Genomic DNA, 15,368 nt, shown 5'->3' with positions numbered 1-15,368 from the left:
GAGACCGCACCGGCCATCGAACCGAGATCGCACCGGTCATCGAAGCGCCATACACCGACCATGACAGACCCCCACTACCCGTACCGACTGACCGTCACGCGCGAGTTCGTCGCACAGCACTACCTCACGGTTCCGGATCCGGAGCCGCCGGAGGGAGAGGTCCACAGCCACCGGTTTACCGCGGAGGTCCGCTTCGCCGGCCCCGAACTCGGCGAGTACGGCTACCTCGTCGATATCGACGCCGTCGAGTCGATCTTGGACGACCTCGAGGAGCGGTATCGGGACGCGCTGTTGAACGACCTCCCGGAGTTCGAGGGGCTGAATCCGAGCGTCGAGCACTTCGCGAGGCTGTTCGGCGATCGGGTCGCCGCCGCGATGGACGATCCGAACCCCGAGGAGCTCGTCGTCCGGGTCTGGGAGGACGACTCCGCGTGGGCCAGCCACCGCCGCGCGCTCGACCGATGAACCACGCGGCGACGCGGTACCTGGAGGCCAAGCGGTCGGTCGACGAGCGCGCCCGCTCGCCGCGGGTGCGCGACCGGCTGCTCGCCGCGCTCCCCGAGGCGCCGCGCGTCGTCGAGGCGGGCTGCGGGACCGGCGTCACCGTCCCGACCCTGCTCGAGTGGGGCGTCGACGCCGCGACGTACCGCGGCGTCGACAGCGACCCCGGCGTCGTCGAGTTCGCTCGGGCCGTGCGACCCCGGGAGCTGCGTCGCCGCGGGTACGACGCGCGAGTCGCCAACGGAACGGTCTCGGTGGGGGACCTGACCGCCGCCTTCGAGACGGGCGACGCGCTCGCGGCGCTCCGCGCGGAATCGGGGGTCGACCTCGTCGTCGCGCAGGCGTTCGCCGACCTCGTCGATCCCGAAGCGCTGATCGACGCCGCCGAATCGGCGCTCCGACCCGGCGGGCTCGCGTACCTCCCGATAACCTTCGACGGCGGGACCATCTTCCAGCCGGACCACCCGGCCGACCGCGCGGCCGAACGGGCGTACCACGCGGCCATCGACGCCCGACCCGGTCGGGACGTCCGCGCGGGGCGCCACCTCGCCGACCTGTGTCGACGGCGAGCGGGGACGCTCCTCGCGATGGCGAGTTCCGACTGGATCGTCCGCCCCCGGGGGAGCGACTACCTCGCCGACGAGTCGTACTTCCTCGGACGGATCCTCGAGTTCGTCGCCGACGCGCTCGCGGACGCCGACGTCGACCGCGGCGACGACTGGGTCGAATCCCGGCGCGGGCAGTTACGCGACGGCGAGCTCACCTACGTCGCGCACCAGTACGACCTCCTGTACCGCGCGCCCGGCGGCGACTGAGCGCTACCGGCGACTGAGCGCTACCGGCGACTGAGCGCTACCGGCGGCACTCGGCGGGGATCGCGATGCCGCGACGCCGCGACGCCCGCAGCCGTTGTTTATAACCGTCGCCCGGCCCCTCCCTCACGCATGACCGACGACCTCGACACGCCGGTGCTCGATAATCACCTCCACCTCGACCCGCGTCACGGCCGCGGGACCGACGCCGTCGAGGACTTCGTCCGGCTCGGCGGTACCCACCTGCTCGTGGTGAACAAACCGTCGTGGCACCTCGGGGTCGAGCCCGACGAGCCCGCCGACTTCCGGCCGGTCTTCGAGGAGACGCTCGACGCGGTCGCGGACGCGAACGAGGTCCTCCCGGGGCGGGCGTGGCCGGTGCTCGGCGTTCACCCCGGCCTGATCAGCCGGCTCGTCGACGAGCGGGGGCTCTCACCCGAAGACGCCCGCGACCTGATGTGCGGGGGGCTGGAGGTCGCGAGCGAGTTCGTCGCCGACGGCGACGCGCTCGCGCTCAAGTCGGGCCGCCCGCACTACGACGTGAGCGACGCGGTCTGGGACGCCTCGAACGCCGTGACGCGGCGCGCGTTCGAGCTGGGCGCCGCGCTCGACTGCGCCGTCCAACTGCACACCGAGGCGAGCGAGGACCTCACCGATCTGGCCGCCGTCGCCGAGGAGTCCGGGCTCGACCCGACGAACGTCGTGAAACACTACGCGGAGGGGCGGCTCGCGGGCCCGACCCCGAGCGTCATGAGCGAGAAGGACCGGCTGGAGCGCGCGGCGGAGGCGGGCGAGCCGTTCCTGATGGAGACCGACTTCGTCGACGACCCGGAGAAGCCGGGGATGGTGATGGGTCCGAAGACCGTCCCGCGCCGCGTCCGCTGGCTGCTGGAGGAGGGGTACGACGACGCGGTCCGCACGGCTCACGTCGAGACTCCCCGCGCGGTCTACGGGATCGACACCGAGGCGACGCTGGATCGGGAGGCGTGAGTCGCCGCCCGCGTCGCGGCGCCCGAATCTCGCCGCCCGCGTCGCGGCGCCCGAGTCGCGTCGCCCGAATCCCGCCGTCGAGCGGGTGAGACGTCCTCTCTCTCGGCGATCGATAGGAAAGGCATTTGAGTAGTCCGGGCGACGTACGGGACATGACCGACGACGACGCCGTCGAAACGTTCTATACCGACGAACGGTGGCAAAACTGGCTCGACAGGCTCGAAGAAGAGGATTTAGACCCCGAGAACGAGGACTCCGCGCGGCTCCTCTTGAACCTTCAGGACGACGCCGCGATCGCGATCGTGAAGGTGCTCGCGGCGCTCGACGACGGGCGCATCGACGAGGACCGCGCGGTCGAGGAGATCCGCGACGTCCGCGACATCGTGCTCGCCGACGTGGAGTTCGACGACGAGGACAAGGTCATGCTGATCGACGGCGTCCAGACCTCGCTCGTCCCCGTCTTCTACGCGGCCGAGGAGTACGTCGTCGGCGGCGTCGTCGAGGGCGACGTGAGCGAGTTCGTGCGCGCGGCCGCCGACGCCGAGGCCGACGACGACCTCGACGCCGCGCTCGGCTACGTCGTGCAGGCCGGCACCCGGGTCATCGACGGCGAGGTCCTCGACATCGACCTCGTCGAGGACTTAGAGTACGGGCTCGTCTCCGAGTGGGTGAACGGGCTCGACTCGCTGCAGTCGGCCATCGAGGACCCGGAAGTCGTCGAGGAAGAAGACTGACGTCGGCGGCGGACCCGCCCCCGCCGGGTCGATCGAGGTGAAGTGTTTTCAGCGCGCGTAGCGTCCGGTTCGTATGGCCTCTCTCGCGGCCGGACTGGCGATCGCGCTGCTCGTCGTCTGGACGGCCAGCTCGTTCGTCCCGCTCGTGCCGGGCGGCGTCCTCGCGTCGCTGACCGTCGTCGGGTACGCGTACACCACCGGCTTCACAGAGCCGGGCCTCGCCGTGCTGCTCGCGCTCGTTCTCGTCTCGCTTCTGGCCTCCGCCGCGGACCTCGCGTCGGGAATGGTCTCCGGGCGGATCGGCGGTGCCTCGACCCGGACCGTCGTCGTCGGGACGCTGGTGGGGATCGCGCTCCTGATCCCGCTCGGCCCGATCGGGCTCGTCGTCGGACTGGGCGGCACCGTCTTCCTCGCCGCGCTGAACGAACGCGACGGCGACACGCGCGAGGCCGCTCGGCAGGCGACCTACGCGGTCGTCGGCGCCCTCGCCAGCGCGTTCGTACAGGCCGTCCTGCTCGCCGGCGTCACCGTCGCGTTCGCGCTGGCGGTCATCTGATCCAGCCCCGTTCCTCACCCGGCGACCGCGAACAGCAGCAGGTTGTGCGCCGCGGGGCCGAGCCCGACGGCGGCCACGAACCCGAGCAGGAGGTACCCCTCGGCGGGCGTCTCCCGGACGTACGCCGCGAAGAGCCAGACGACGGCGCTCGCGACCGCGAGCTTCACGAGCAGGAACAGCCACCCCTCGCCGAGCACCGGGAGCGACGGGAGGCCGCCGAGCTCCAGCAGGATCCGCGAGACCGGCGTCCGCTCGCCGAAGCCGAGCTGGGTCGTCCCCACCGCGGTCGAGACGCCGTCGAGCGCGTGACCGAACACCGCGAGCGCGCCGACGCCGCCGGTGATCGCGGTCTCGGGCCGGAGCCGCGTCAGGCCGAGCCAGACGGCGCCGGCGATCGGTACCGTGAGCGCGAGCGCAATCGTCGACCAGCGCGCGCCCGCCGGCGAGAGCCCGGTCGAGACCGCGACCGCGACGACCGGGACGAGGCAGAGCGCGCCGGCGACCGCGAGTGTCTCCGCCACCCGGTCCGGGCGGGCGGCGTCGGCGGCGAGCCACGCCGCTCCCGCGATCGACCCCACCGTGAGGTAGACGGTCGGCGAGCCGGCGAGCGGGGAGAGGAGCGGCGGGAGCGCGTCGACGACGTAGAGGACGTGGGCCGCCGAGCCGAGCGCCATCCACGGGGCGAGCGCGAGCACGCGACGGCCGGTGACTCGCGGGCGCCGCCGGCGGAGCGCGGCGACGATCCCGGCGGTCGCGAGCAGGACGGCGACCAGGTACGGCGCGGGCGGCAGCGTCGTTCCCGCCGGCAGGAAGGGGAGACCGCCGGCCATCAGACGGACAGCACGGGCTGGCTGGCGTACAGGAGGACGTACTCGGCCGCCTTCCCGAGCACCTCGCCGGGGTCGCCGGAGACGGGCTCGCGCGGGACGACGATGAAGTCCGACTCGAGCTCCTCCGCGGTGTCGAGCACGACGCTGCCGGGGTGGACCGTCTTCACCGTCGTGGAGAACCCGTAGGCGATGGAGTTGCTGTGGGAGACGCCGGCCGCCTCCGCGCGCCGCGCCACGGAGTCGGTGAACGCCTCGGTGTCGTCGGCCACGTCGCTCTCGTCGACCACGCCGTGGTCGATGGCGCGGACCACGTCCTCGTCGAGCACGTATAAGGCGTGGACGCTCGCGCCGTACTCGGCGGCGACGGCGATCGCGTAGTCGACCGCCTCGTGGGACTCCTCGCTGCCGTCCACGGACACGAGGACGAGGTCGATGTCGAGATCGGTCATACCCGGGTCGTCGGCGGGGGAGGGCAAAAAGCCCGCCCTCTGCGGTCGCTCGCGATGGGGAACAAAAAGCCCGCCCCTCAGAACTCCGCGAGGTCGCGCTGTCCGGCCTCGCGCCGCTCCCCCGGCGGCACGTTGGTGGCGACGATCTCGTCGACCTCGTCGCGGTTCCCCGCGTCGCTGTTGATCGCGCGGGTCGCCCCTTCGATCTCGACGCGGAAGCCCGCCTCCGCGTACGGCTCGTACATCACGCCGCTGTTCGAGAGGACGACCCACACGCCCGCCTCGTCGAGCGCGGCCGCGACGTCGAGCAGCCGGCGCTGGTCCTCGCGGTCGAACCCCTCGGCGCTGTACTCGTTGAAGCTCGCGGTCGCGCTCATCGGCTCGTAGGGGGGATCGAAGTAGACCAGATCGCCCGGATCCGCGGCGTCGAGGACGTACCCGAAGTCGCCGTTGCGGATCGTCGCGTCCGCGAGCGCGTCGCTCGCGCGCCGGATCCGCTCGCGCTGGACCCAGTCGGGGTTCGCGTACCGACCCACGGGGACGTTGAACCCGCCGTCGGCGTTCTCGCGGTAGAGCCCGTTGTAGCAGGTGCGGTTGAGGTACAAGAGGAGCGCGGCCTCCTCTACGGGGTCGAACTCGCCCTCGTACGGACGCTTATTGAACCGCGCGCGCTGCTGGTAGTAGTAGCTCTCCACGTCGCGGCCGCGGACCGTCTCGTCGGCGTACGGGAGGTCCGGATCCGGGTCGGCCTCGGGGTCGTCGAAGGACTCCAGCCGCTCGATCAGGGCCTCTGGCTCGTCGCGCACCCGCTCGTAGAAGTTCACCAGCCGCGGGTTCGCGTCGTTAAGCGTCGCGTCCGGCGGTTCCAGGTCGAAGAACACCGCGCCGCCGCCGAGGAACGGCTCGTGGTAACGGCCGTACGCCGCCGGGAACCGGGCGTACAGCTCGTCGAGGAGCTGCCGCTTCCCCCCGGCCCACTTCAGTATCGGCTCGGCCATGCGATGTCTGGGGTCGCCCGCCGGGGCGTAAAAACGTCTCGGGCGCGACGCGGAGGGATTCGGTGAGACGGGCGCGACCCCCGCGCCGACGGGGTCAGTCGTCGGCGGGCTCCCCGTCCGGGTTCGGGAGGTCGTCGATGTGCTCGGCCGCTTCCTCGAAGTTCGGTCCGGGCTCGATCGTCCCCTCCTCCCGGTCCCACTCGATGTACCCGGCCGCTTCGAGGGCGGGGAGGTGGATCTCGCGGAGCTCGTCGGCGATCTCGTCGACTCGTCCGCGAACCCGCAGGTCCGCGACCGTCTCGACCGTCTCGTCCGCGAGCCCGGCGATGACTCGGCGTCGATCCGGCGTCGAGAGCGTCTCCGTTCCCTCGGAGGGTGTGTGGTGTGTCACTGACATTGACTGTTCGTATCTACGTGACGTATTGCGTCGAAATAAAAGTACGGGCCGCGGGCGTCGACGACGTCCCGTTATCTGACTCGCAGCCCGCGGTGAAGCGTGTACCCGGGCACGAGCAGGAACAGGAAGGGAACCCCCGTAATCGGGTGCGCCAGCAGGGAGCCGGCCGCGAGGATCAGGTATCCCCTGTCCGGCGGCGACCACGCGGTCCGGGTTCGCATCGCGTCGAGCTCCGCGGCGAAGGCGTACAGGAACCCGCCGGCGACCGTGAGCCACAGCGCCCCGGCGACGGCGATCGCTGGGACGGTGCCCGCCGCGTCGACGATCGCTCGGGGCACGCCCCGCCGCCCGGCCGCGTACGCCGGGTCGGCGAGCGCGCGGGCGACGATCGACGCCGGCAGGTACAGCGCGGCGACGAGGACCGTCGTCCAGTAGGGGGCGTTCCCTCGTCCGCCGGCCGCCGGACTCGTGGTCATGGACGAACCGTGGCGAGCGAGCGAGAGAAGCCCTCCGATCGCCGACGTGGGATCGGTTTCGTTCCGCCCTCACCTCGGACCGGATTTCGGCCTCGATAACCTCCGAGCGCGGCACACTTACTAGATCTGTTACGAGTGTACGAACAGCTACCATGCCAACAGTTACACCGCATTAACGACCGTTTTAGACCGTCTGGATGAGTGTCGTGTGTGAACTATTCTCAAAACATATTTGTAATATGAAAGTTTTTTATCGACCCGTCTCCTACCCGTATCCATGCAACCGATGAAAGACGGACTCCCGGCCGCCGGTCGATCGCCGGGGCCCAACGCCTCGCCCGCCGGCAGCGTCCGCGGCTCGCTCGCGTTCCTCGCGCTCATCGCTCTGGGCGTTCTCGTGGCCGCGTACCCGCTCGCCTCGCTCGCCGCTCTGACCGGCGTCGTCGCGCTCGCGATCTTCGCGCGCTCGCTCGCCCGCCACGTCGACCGCGAGACGGTCGGCCGCGTGAGCCTCCCGGGACTGGGCACGGTCGAGTACCGCTTCACCCGAAGCTAACGACGCGTCGATACCGGACGAACGAACACGCTTTTTCGCCTCGGCTGAACTCCGTTTTTTCCAACCCTTTCCCGCCGAGATGATCGATCGCTGAACGGTCCTTTTTGATCGATAGCGGGAGTGGGTATATCGATATGGTGGAGTGGTTGTTTATAAGCGATCGAGTGGCGTTGCTGTCGGCTGTTTATAAGTGATCGACCACTCTGGGGTGAACACTTCCAAAGCCCCAGCCGCTGTGGACGGCGCACGCTCGCTGCGCGCCTCACTCGGTCGCTCACGGTGTTCGCTCCCTCGTTGCGGTGCTTGCGTCCCCTGCGCCGCCCACAGCGRCTGCCCCTTTGAATCCCACCCAACCGCACAGCCTCACACCTCCCCAGCCTCGCCGCGGCCGCCACAGGCGGCCGCGGGCTCCCTCGCGCGTGCTCCTCGCGGCCTGTCGGCCGCTCGGAGGCACGCGCCACCGCATCCCATTTATAAGCGATCGTCGGCGTCGCTCGCGACTGTTTAAATACTCTCTCGCCGCCACCGATCTGCGATACCCACTCCCGGCATCGCTCACTACCGTTCCTATACTGACCGCACCTCGGCTAGAACGTGTCGCATGCTACGGATTTCAACGGATCTCCTCCGGTCGAACGGGCTCCAGCCCGCGCCGGTCCAGCTCGGCCTCGATCTCGTCGAACCGGGGCGCGATGACCGCCGGCGCGTGGCTGTCGGTGCCGACGCTCACCCGGAGGTCGGCGTCGACGAGCCGGTCGAGGAAGTCGGGCGCCGGGTGAAACTCGCCGTAGTCGTCGAGCAGGCGACCGGCGTTGATCTCGGGGATCGTCCGCGAGCTCCGAAACGCCTCGACGACCGCGGCGTAGTGGTCCTCGGTCGCGAACCCGCGGAGGTGGGGGTTGCGCTCGATCAGGTCCGGGTGCGCGGCGATCGCGAACAGCTCCGAGTCGATCAGCGCGACCAGCTTCTCGAAGTATCGGTCGACGAGTTCCCGTCGCTCCGCGGCCGGCTTGTCGGCGAAGTGCGGGCGGGTGTGGACGTTCGCGCCGTCGAGCTCGTGGACGCTCCCGATCGCGTAGTCGAACCCGGCCTCGGCGAGGAACTCCGCGATCGCCCCCTCGTGGTCGGGGTCGTAGTCCATCTCCACGGCGTCGTACACGTCGATCTCGACGCCGGGGTCCTCGCGGACCGCCTCGATCGCCTCGCGCCGCCGCTCGTAGGTCAGGTCGAGGTTGAAGCCGAGCACGCGCTTGAACCGCTCCGCGCTCGGATCGGGCGAGACGTTGCAGTGGTCGGCGATACCCACCCCTTCGACCCCCGCGTCGGCGGCGGCGTCCACCATCCCGCTGAGGAACGCGCCGTCCGAGTAGTTCGAGTGGACGTGGTAGTCGTGCACACCCCGAGTTCGTCCCGGACCGACTCGTAGTTTCGGGTCGGGTGTGAGTTCGTCTCACAGTCCGCCGCCTCCGGTCAGTATCCTTCGCGTCCCCGCGTCAGTAGCCCGTTCCGAGCGCCCAGTTCGCGACGAGCACGGCGAACGTGACGCCGAACAGCGCCGCCAGGATCGCGAAGGAGACGCCCCAGCCGAACAGGTCGGCCGCGAGTCCGACACCGACGGAGCCGGCGGAGCCGATCACGGTGTAGACGGTGCGGACGAGCCCGAACCCCGCCCCGCGCTCCGCGTCGCCGAGCGCGTCCATGAACCGCGGGTCGATCGCCGAGAAGAAGCTCGCGCCGGCGCCGGTCAGCGGAACCGCGACCGCGACGCCCGCGATCCCGGGGGCGAGAACGAAGGCGGCGGTCCCGACCGCACCCGCGAGCATCGCCGCGCCGATGGCGGCGTCGCGGCCCGCGCTGTCCGACAGCCGGCCGAGCCCCACCTGCGCGACGGCGCGGACGACGAAGAAGGCCGAGAACACCCCGGCGGCGACCGACGGCGAGAGCCCGCGGAACTCCACGAGGAACGTCGGGAGGAACGACATCACGCCTTGGACCACGTACGTCCCGGTCATCGCGACGAACAGCGGCAGGAGGACGCTCGGCCGCGAGAGGAGCTCGACGAGCGGGGCGAGCGCGAACCGCTCGCGCATCGGCTGGTCGGGGCGCCGCGGCTCGGTCGGTCGGACGCGCCACGCGAACAGCAGGAACACCGGCGCGTCGACCAGCGCGGCCAGCGCGACCGCGGGCCGCCAGCCGTAGCGGAAGCCGACCCACGCGGCGGCGACCGGCGCCACGAGCCCGGCGAGCGGCCCGCCGACCGAGTGGAGCCCGAACGCCGTGCCGATGTCGTCGAAGGTCCGCGAGAGCAGCGTCGTCGCCACTGCGTAGTGGAGGCCGGCGACGAGGCCCAACAGTACCGCCGCCAGCACGAACGCGGGGAAGACCGGCGCGAGCGCGAGCACGACGCTCATCGCCGCGGTGCCGCCGACGGCGACGAGTATCACGATCCGCTCGCCGTACCGGTCCGCGAGGACGCCCGAGGGGAACTGGGCGGCGCCGTACGCCAGCCACATCCCGGAGAGCGCGACCCCGATGGCGGTGTTCGACACCGCGAAGTCGTCGACGATGAGCGGGACGACGGGGCTGATCGCCAGCCGGGCGAAGTACGTCACGAGGAACGCGAGCATACACAGCGACAGCACCGTGTGGCGGTACTCCCAGCTCATCCGGTCGTCACTGGCGACTCGTCGGTCCGGTTCGGGGTCAACGCTTTCGGTTCCGGACGACATCGCGGCCGAGGGTCACTCGCCGTGCGAATCGGATCGAGGGCGTCGGTCGGACGCTCCCTCCCTGAGCCGCTCCGCGATCGCGGCCCCCGCCGTCCGAGGGTCGGCCTCGCGGACCGCCACCGGGTCGCCGACGACGACGCGGCCGGGCTCGATCACGTCACAACAGAGTCCGCCGCGGTCTCGAAGGGCTGTAGCCAGCCCGTCTGCGCCCGCAAGCTCTTCGACGTGGGCGCAGGGAGGTCGCCGGCGAGTCGGTCGGAGGAGGGCGTCGCCGACCGCGACCGTCGCCTCCAGCAAATCGTCCATGCCCGTTCCGAACCCCTCGACGACGACGTTCCGTCGGTGGCGACCGTCAGAGACGTCGATTCCGGTCTCCTCGCGCACCGCGTCGAGCGCCTCGGCGGCGACGAGCGTGACCGCGCAGCCGTCGAGCTGGAAGGTGCCCTCGCCGAGCCGGTAGCGGTCGCCGTCGAGCCCGTCGGAGTGGACCCTCACGCTTTCCCGGAGTTCCGGTGGGGCACCGCTCTCGGGAGCGGTGACGAGGCTCCGGACCGTACCGGTCGCCGCGTCGTCGTCCGTCATCAGGGGCCTCCGAGGAGAGCGGGATCGCCCGGCTTCAGCCACTCGCGGTGCGCGTAGTAGACGACCGCGACCGGGGGCGCGACCAGCGAACCCAGCGCGTATAGCCATTTGAAAAGGCCGAAGTCGGCGACACCGCGCTCGTCCAGAGACAGGGCATCGAGGAGGATCGCCGCGGTCGCGAGCGGCGCGAGGAGGTAGCCGTGGGCGAACGCGACGGCGGCGCCGGCCGGGGTGCCGGCCGAGAGCAGTGCCCAGTCGAGCGCGTAAAGGAGCGTCCAGCCACCGGTAGCGACGGCGAGGACGAGAAGCCACGGACCGTCGAAGCGTCGGGCGGAGGGCTCGGCGGCCGGCGCGTCGGGGTCGTCGGGGTCGTCAGCGGAAGCCGTGGCGTGCGTGCTCACGGGTCGAGTAGGGGGCCGCTGGTACTCAACGTTCGGGTCGCGAGCGAATCGTGAGGATCGTCGATCGGCTACTCGTCGAAGGTGCCGGCGGTGAGGTAGCGCTCGCCGCTGTCCCAGAAGACGGTGACGACGAGGGGCTCGTCGCCGGCGAAGTCGCCCGACTCCCGGAGCTCGGCCGCGACGTCCGTGGCCGCGAGGTTGGAGGCGCCGGACGACTGCCCGACGAGAAGCCCCTCCTCGCGCGCGAGCCGGCGGCACTCCGCCTCCGCGCTCTCGATGTCGACCGTATGCACCTCGTCGATCAGGCTCGTGTCGAGGTTCGGCGCGACGAATCCGGGTCCCATCCCCTGGAACTCGTCGATGCCGGGTTCGCCGCCGGAGAGGACGGCGTTGTCGCTCGGCTCGACCGCGTCGATCCGCACGTCGGGGAACGCCTCGCGGAGCCGCCGCCCGACCCCGGTGATAGTACCGCCCGTCCCCACGCCCGCGACGAGGGCGTCGACGGCCCGGTCGCCAACCTGATCGAGGACTTCGGGGCCGGTCGTCTCGTAGTGGGCGCGGGGGTTCGCGGGGTTCTCGAACTGGCGGAGCTGGACCGTCCCATCCTCGCGTTCGAGCGCGTCTGCGCGCTCTTTGGCGTCGGAGATGTCGCCGTCGACGAGCTCCACGTCGGCGCCGTACGCGCGCATGAGCCGGCGGCGCTCGATCGACTTGCCCTCCGGCATCACGAGCGTCACGTCGTACCCCTTCACCGCGCCGACCATCGCGAGTCCGATGCCCGTGTTGCCGGAGGTGGGCTCGACGATCCCGTCGCCGGGAGTCAGCTCGCCGGCCTCCTCGGCGGCCTCGACCATGTACAGCGCCGGGCGGTCCTTCGCGGAGCCGCCCGGGTTGCGCGACTCGACCTTCGCAGCCACCGTCGTCGCCGGCGGCGAGTCGACCCGCACGAGCGGCGAGCCGAGCGTCGCCAACGCGTCGTCGTCCATGTGCGACCCGAGGGGAGCGCCACCCAAAGGCCCCGCGGACACCGGCAAATCGCGTCCGGGGGACGCCCGCCGGTCCCGTGCCGACCGGTTGCCACCGACGCGGCGTTTACAAGCGTCGCCGGCGTAGGTGCGGGTATGACGCTCGAAACGCTCGATCCCGACTTCGACGACGCCGCCGATGACGTCGACGCCTCCGATTCCCCGGACGCCGACGAGCTCGACCCCGCCGTGCTCGACGCGCTCGGGAGCCACGACTACCGGTTCAAGGTGTGGGGCGGCGACTGGTGCGGCGACTGTCAGCGACAGCTGCCGGCGTTCGGCGCGGCGCTCGACGCGGCCGGCGTCCCCGACGACCGGATCGAGGAGTTCCCGGTGACGAAGGGCCCGGACGGCAAGGAGGGCGAGGGCGTCGAGGAGTACGGGATCGAGCTGATCCCGACGGTCGTCGTCGTGACTCCCGACGGCGAGGAGGTCGCGCGGTTCGTCGAGGAGGCGGACGTGTCGATCGCGGAGTTCCTCGCGCGTGAGCTTGCAGGCGTGGACGTTCGGGCCTGAGGCGGCTCGGTAACAGTTTCGCCCGGAGCGACCCGCACGACGCCGGGTGGAGTCTTATGCGCGGCATTCTCGTCGATGCGGGCGGAAATCCCACAGGTACATCCTCGCGAATCTCGCTCCGATTCCAAATCGATCGCCGGAGAAATCGTGATGCCATGAAAGTGTCCGTAGAAATACAACACACCGAATATACTCGATTTCATATATTTATAAGTGCGGGGCCGACGACGACAGAATCACGACTCCGAACCTCCGGCGTCCGTTGGAATTGACGCTTCAGTTACCACCACCCGGATAACGCGATCGTTCCTGCCGACGAAGCCGTCCACTTCAGCGCTATTGTCGCAGACGACCCCGATTTCACATGTGATTGATTGGAAAATCTGGTATATACCACACAGTTCTGTTATAAAAATAGCAAACTGACCACCGGTTTCCATAATTTGTAACGCCGGGAGAGAAACCGCGAATGAGAGTCGAAACATCCGAAACCTATGCGATGGGGCGTTCGGTGACCCGGTTCGTTGGAAGACAAATCTCAGACGTACAAACGACAGGGGGTTCCGAAACCGAATCAGTTCTCAGCTAACGATCGCTCTACTGTAGCCAGTTAATAGGGAAGTTGGAACCCATTCAACACCAAATTATCTGTGAATCGTATATTATCTATGAATTATGATTAGACGATCATGACTGATTCTCTGGCTCGTAGGTGAACGGGTCGATGATCAGAATCGGGACGAGTGATTGTCTCTGCCTACCGTGAGGTGACTCTATTAAGGTCTTCAGGGAGTTACAGATTGCTGGACTCTAGCGACGTCCTCTCACTCAGAGGAACCCATCCGATCACATGAAGTGAAGACAGGCTGGAGCGCCGACTTTTATCCGTGTTTCAGCCCTGTCTGGGCCTCCGGTCTTCGGATCGACCGTGAACGGTGTGATGTCATCGCTCTGTAGATGACAAACGTAGATCCGCGTTCCGTCCGGATGAATCGCGAAGTTCCGCGGACACGTTCCTCCGGTTTCGGTGACATCGGTACGGACGAGATCCAGCGGTGATTGCTCCGCAGCGAACGTCGCGAGCGAGTCGTGGCCCCTGTTCGAGACCGTCACGTGCGTGCCAGCGGGATGGACGTGAACGTCCGCCGCTATCGTCTCCGTCGGGTCCGCGGCCGCCGGCAGCGTCGAGTGGGTTTGATCGATAGCGGGGCGCTCAGGTTCGGACAGATCGAGCACCGAAAGGGACGGACGGAGTTCGTTCACGAGATACCCCACGGGCTCGGACGGGTGGAAAGCGATGTGTCGCGGCCCGGAACCGGGTGGGCAGTCGAAACTCGCGTCAGGCAGCGGATCGAGCCGCTCCGCGTTTCGATCGAGTTCGTAGACCACCACTCGATCGGCGCCGAGATCGGGGACGTACACGAGCGAGTCAGTGACGAACCACGCTGAATGTGGATGGGGGGCGGTCTGCCGGTCGGTGTTCGGACCGGTTCCCTCGTGTTCACGCACATGCAGCGGACCCGCAAGCGACCCGTCCGGAGCAACCGACAACAGTCCGACTGAACCGCCATCGTAGTGCGAGACGACGGCGTACTCCCCGCGCGGACCGACTGCGACGTGGCAGGGGCCGGCCCCACCGGTCTCCGTCGAATCGAGGCGGTGAAGCGACCCGTCCCGCCGATCGACGCGATAGCTGACCGCCGATCCGTCTTCCCGCTCGTTCACCGCCAGAAAGATGTCCTCGGTGGGATGGCTGTCGACGAAAGAGGGGTTTTCCTCGTAGGCGGAGTCACACGACGTGAGCGATCCGCCGGTAACGCGGTACGTGGAGAGCCCGTCACCTCCCTCTTGAGTGTATGATCCGACGACGGCAAGCGTTGACTCGCTCATGAGGTGTTACAGGTCCCGCCAGCTGATTTCGGGCTCCCAGTCGAGCAGCTCCTTTCCCTTCGAGAGATCGACGATCGTCTCGTGTCCCGAAAACGATTGGTTGACCGACGCCTCTGGGAAGAACTCGTCGACGACCTCGGAAGTCGGCGCGTCGGCCGTCGTGTCGCCCGCGACCGCCCAGAACACTTCGTGGCCCTCGAACGCCGCTTCCGCGGCCTTCCGGGCGATCCGCGCTCCGTCTTCGATCGCGAGGTACGAGAACAGCACGTCCCGACCGGTCGCGGAATGCACATCGTGGAGCGCCTCCAGCGATCGATCCGGCTCTACGAAATACTCACGCATCTCCTCGTCGGTCGTGACCCACGGGTACCGGAGCGACGCGATCGTTAAGTCGGAGGAGGGCCGGCGACCGAACCCGTCGGCGGTAACTTCCATCGCGTGCTTCGCGATCCCGTACGGGTCGTCGGGCGTGCGCGGATGGGCTTCGTCGATCGGGAGGTACCGTACGTCCGCCGGCCGAGCCTGGTGTTCGCTCCCCAGCGCGTTGATACTGGAGGGGAGCACGACGGACTCGACGTCGAGCGAGTCGGCCGCTTCGAGCACGTGCGCTGCGGACATCACGCTGCTCTCGTAGGTGCGGAAGTCCGGTGTGCGATAGGGGTCCGGTATCGTCCCCATGTGGATCACGGCGTCTGCGTCCGTCTTCGCGACGGCGCCGTACGTCTCGCCCGCGTCGAGTAAATCGGTGGTGACGTAGGTGTCCGAGACCTCCTCGCGTCGCTTCCCGCGAGAGATGTTCGCCGTCTCGTAGCCGTGATCGGAGAGGTGGTTGAGGATCGCTTCGCCGATTTTTCCGTTACCGCCCGTGACGGCGATCGTGTCGAGAGTCATCGGTTGTGTCGTTCGTATTTCGCGGTCGTCGAGTC

At 69.0% G+C, this 15,368-nt stretch carries 19 protein-coding genes; 7 read left to right on the top strand and 12 right to left on the bottom strand.

The features are described 5' to 3' along the window. The first annotated feature begins 60 nt into the window (after positions 1–60). The 5 genes from EDM04_RS00515 to EDM04_RS00495 all read left to right on the top strand — a co-directional run bounded on the left by EDM04_RS00515 (position 61) and on the right by EDM04_RS00495 (position 3,593). Entirely contained in the window at positions 61–465 is a 405-nt protein-coding gene (locus EDM04_RS00515; RefSeq protein WP_123619234.1) for a 6-carboxytetrahydropterin synthase, read from the top strand. Next, positions 462–1,316: a class I SAM-dependent methyltransferase gene (locus EDM04_RS00510; RefSeq protein ID WP_123619233.1), complete on the top strand. Its 855-nt coding sequence runs from the start codon at positions 462–464 to the stop codon at positions 1,314–1,316. The genes EDM04_RS00515 and EDM04_RS00510 overlap by 4 nt, the downstream gene beginning before the upstream one ends. Before the next feature lie 129 nt (positions 1,317–1,445). Beyond that, positions 1,446–2,303 (top strand): TatD family hydrolase, encoded by an 858-nt coding sequence (locus EDM04_RS00505; protein ID WP_123619232.1) that lies wholly within the window; start codon positions 1,446–1,448, stop codon positions 2,301–2,303. Between the two features lie 152 nt (positions 2,304–2,455). After that, complete coding sequence (locus EDM04_RS00500; protein ID WP_123619231.1) at positions 2,456–3,037, top strand: DUF2150 family protein; 582 nt, start codon at positions 2,456–2,458, stop codon at positions 3,035–3,037. A 73-nt stretch (positions 3,038–3,110) separates the two neighbouring features. Beyond that, a complete protein-coding gene (locus tag EDM04_RS00495) occupies positions 3,111–3,593 on the top strand; it encodes a DUF456 domain-containing protein (protein ID WP_123619230.1) in 483 nt (160 codons plus the stop codon). A gap of 14 nt (positions 3,594–3,607) precedes the next feature. On the opposite strand, the gene EDM04_RS00490 is transcribed toward EDM04_RS00495, so the two are convergent. The 5 genes from EDM04_RS00490 to EDM04_RS00470 form a co-directional block, all read right to left on the bottom strand. Next, a complete protein-coding gene (locus tag EDM04_RS00490; RefSeq protein ID WP_123619229.1) occupies positions 3,608–4,423 on the bottom strand; it encodes a DUF63 family protein in 816 nt (271 codons plus the stop codon). Beyond that, the gene (locus EDM04_RS00485) at positions 4,423–4,872 is read right to left on the bottom strand and encodes a universal stress protein (RefSeq protein ID WP_004046580.1); all 450 of its coding nucleotides are present in this window, start codon (positions 4,870–4,872) and stop codon (positions 4,423–4,425) included. Before EDM04_RS00485 ends, EDM04_RS00490 begins: the two co-directional genes overlap by 1 nt. A gap of 77 nt (positions 4,873–4,949) precedes the next feature. Further along, positions 4,950–5,870, bottom strand: a complete 921-nt coding sequence (locus EDM04_RS00480) for a DNA adenine methylase (RefSeq protein WP_123619228.1) — start codon at positions 5,868–5,870, stop codon at positions 4,950–4,952. A gap of 94 nt (positions 5,871–5,964) precedes the next feature. Further along, positions 5,965–6,267: a hypothetical protein gene (locus EDM04_RS00475; RefSeq protein ID WP_123619227.1), complete on the bottom strand. Its 303-nt coding sequence runs from the start codon at positions 6,265–6,267 to the stop codon at positions 5,965–5,967. Between the two features lie 71 nt (positions 6,268–6,338). Next, a complete protein-coding gene (locus EDM04_RS00470; RefSeq protein WP_123619226.1) occupies positions 6,339–6,743 on the bottom strand; it encodes an abortive infection protein in 405 nt (134 codons plus the stop codon). 286 nt (positions 6,744–7,029) lie between these two features. On the opposite strand from EDM04_RS00470, the gene EDM04_RS00465 reads away from it, so the two are divergent. Then, positions 7,030–7,299, top strand: a complete 270-nt coding sequence (locus tag EDM04_RS00465) for a hypothetical protein (RefSeq protein ID WP_123619693.1) — start codon at positions 7,030–7,032, stop codon at positions 7,297–7,299. Between the two features lie 613 nt (positions 7,300–7,912). Here EDM04_RS00465 and EDM04_RS00460 read toward each other — a convergent pair. The 5 genes from EDM04_RS00460 to EDM04_RS00440 form a co-directional block, all read right to left on the bottom strand. After that, the gene (locus EDM04_RS00460) at positions 7,913–8,695 is read right to left on the bottom strand and encodes a PHP domain-containing protein (protein WP_123619225.1); all 783 of its coding nucleotides are present in this window, start codon (positions 8,693–8,695) and stop codon (positions 7,913–7,915) included. Positions 8,696–8,792: 97 nt separating this feature from the next. Further along, positions 8,793–9,965 (bottom strand): MFS transporter, encoded by a 1,173-nt coding sequence (locus EDM04_RS00455; RefSeq protein WP_123619692.1) that lies wholly within the window; start codon positions 9,963–9,965, stop codon positions 8,793–8,795. A 75-nt stretch (positions 9,966–10,040) separates the two neighbouring features. Then, positions 10,041–10,610, bottom strand: a complete 570-nt coding sequence (locus tag EDM04_RS00450) for an MOSC domain-containing protein (RefSeq protein WP_123619224.1) — start codon at positions 10,608–10,610, stop codon at positions 10,041–10,043. Beyond that, on the bottom strand, positions 10,610–11,011 hold the full coding sequence (locus tag EDM04_RS00445; RefSeq protein WP_123619223.1) for a hypothetical protein: 402 nt from the start codon (positions 11,009–11,011) through the stop codon (positions 10,610–10,612). Before EDM04_RS00445 ends, EDM04_RS00450 begins: the two co-directional genes overlap by 1 nt. Before the next feature lie 68 nt (positions 11,012–11,079). After that, positions 11,080–11,997 carry a PLP-dependent cysteine synthase family protein gene (locus EDM04_RS00440; RefSeq protein ID WP_123619222.1) on the bottom strand — a complete coding sequence of 306 codons (918 nt, stop codon included), beginning with the start codon at positions 11,995–11,997 and terminating at the stop codon, positions 11,080–11,082. A gap of 135 nt (positions 11,998–12,132) precedes the next feature. Between EDM04_RS00440 and EDM04_RS00435 the strand changes: the two genes are divergently transcribed. Beyond that, a complete protein-coding gene (locus EDM04_RS00435) occupies positions 12,133–12,552 on the top strand; it encodes a thioredoxin family protein (RefSeq protein WP_123619221.1) in 420 nt (139 codons plus the stop codon). 846 nt (positions 12,553–13,398) lie between these two features. On the opposite strand, the gene EDM04_RS00430 is transcribed toward EDM04_RS00435, so the two are convergent. Both EDM04_RS00430 and EDM04_RS00425 read right to left on the bottom strand, forming a co-directional pair. Beyond that, on the bottom strand, positions 13,399–14,442 hold the full coding sequence (locus EDM04_RS00430; RefSeq protein ID WP_123619220.1) for a lactonase family protein: 1,044 nt from the start codon (positions 14,440–14,442) through the stop codon (positions 13,399–13,401). Between the two features lie 6 nt (positions 14,443–14,448). Then, entirely contained in the window at positions 14,449–15,333 is an 885-nt protein-coding gene (locus EDM04_RS00425; protein ID WP_123619219.1) for an NAD(P)-dependent oxidoreductase, read from the bottom strand. Between the last annotated feature and the right edge of the window lie 35 nt (positions 15,334–15,368).

Source organism: Halorubrum sp. CSM-61, from assembly GCF_003781945.1.
Taxonomy (GTDB): Archaea; Halobacteriota; Halobacteria; order Halobacteriales; family Haloferacaceae; genus Halorubrum.
Note: the sequence above shows the minus strand (reverse complement) of the source record. Positions and strands in the feature narration are given on the sequence as shown.

What these genes read in the sequence shown, in the direction of transcription:
- EDM04_RS00435 (WP_123619221.1), top strand. Translation starts at nt 12,133, where the DNA reads ATGACGCTCGAAACGCTCGATCCCGACTTCGACGACGCCGCCGATGAC.
- EDM04_RS00515 (WP_123619234.1), top strand. Translation starts at nt 61, where the DNA reads ATGACAGACCCCCACTACCCGTACCGACTGACCGTCACGCGCGAGTTC.
- EDM04_RS00480 (WP_123619228.1), bottom strand. Translation starts at nt 5,870, where the DNA reads ATGGCCGAGCCGATACTGAAGTGGGCCGGGGGGAAGCGGCAGCTCCTC.
- EDM04_RS00495 (WP_123619230.1), top strand. Translation starts at nt 3,111, where the DNA reads ATGGCCTCTCTCGCGGCCGGACTGGCGATCGCGCTGCTCGTCGTCTGG.
- EDM04_RS00500 (WP_123619231.1), top strand. Translation starts at nt 2,456, where the DNA reads ATGACCGACGACGACGCCGTCGAAACGTTCTATACCGACGAACGGTGG.
- EDM04_RS00430 (WP_123619220.1), bottom strand. Translation starts at nt 14,442, where the DNA reads ATGAGCGAGTCAACGCTTGCCGTCGTCGGATCATACACTCAAGAGGGA.
- EDM04_RS00490 (WP_123619229.1), bottom strand. Translation starts at nt 4,423, where the DNA reads ATGGCCGGCGGTCTCCCCTTCCTGCCGGCGGGAACGACGCTGCCGCCC.
- EDM04_RS00455 (WP_123619692.1), bottom strand. Translation starts at nt 9,965, where the DNA reads ATGAGCTGGGAGTACCGCCACACGGTGCTGTCGCTGTGTATGCTCGCG.
- EDM04_RS00475 (WP_123619227.1), bottom strand. Translation starts at nt 6,267, where the DNA reads ATGTCAGTGACACACCACACACCCTCCGAGGGAACGGAGACGCTCTCG.
- EDM04_RS00470 (WP_123619226.1), bottom strand. Translation starts at nt 6,743, where the DNA reads ATGACCACGAGTCCGGCGGCCGGCGGACGAGGGAACGCCCCCTACTGG.
- EDM04_RS00425 (WP_123619219.1), bottom strand. Translation starts at nt 15,333, where the DNA reads ATGACTCTCGACACGATCGCCGTCACGGGCGGTAACGGAAAAATCGGC.
- EDM04_RS00505 (WP_123619232.1), top strand. Translation starts at nt 1,446, where the DNA reads ATGACCGACGACCTCGACACGCCGGTGCTCGATAATCACCTCCACCTC.
- EDM04_RS00485 (WP_004046580.1), bottom strand. Translation starts at nt 4,872, where the DNA reads ATGACCGATCTCGACATCGACCTCGTCCTCGTGTCCGTGGACGGCAGC.
- EDM04_RS00510 (WP_123619233.1), top strand. Translation starts at nt 462, where the DNA reads ATGAACCACGCGGCGACGCGGTACCTGGAGGCCAAGCGGTCGGTCGAC.
- EDM04_RS00440 (WP_123619222.1), bottom strand. Translation starts at nt 11,997, where the DNA reads ATGGACGACGACGCGTTGGCGACGCTCGGCTCGCCGCTCGTGCGGGTC.
- EDM04_RS00465 (WP_123619693.1), top strand. Translation starts at nt 7,030, where the DNA reads ATGAAAGACGGACTCCCGGCCGCCGGTCGATCGCCGGGGCCCAACGCC.
- EDM04_RS00450 (WP_123619224.1), bottom strand. Translation starts at nt 10,610, where the DNA reads ATGACGGACGACGACGCGGCGACCGGTACGGTCCGGAGCCTCGTCACC.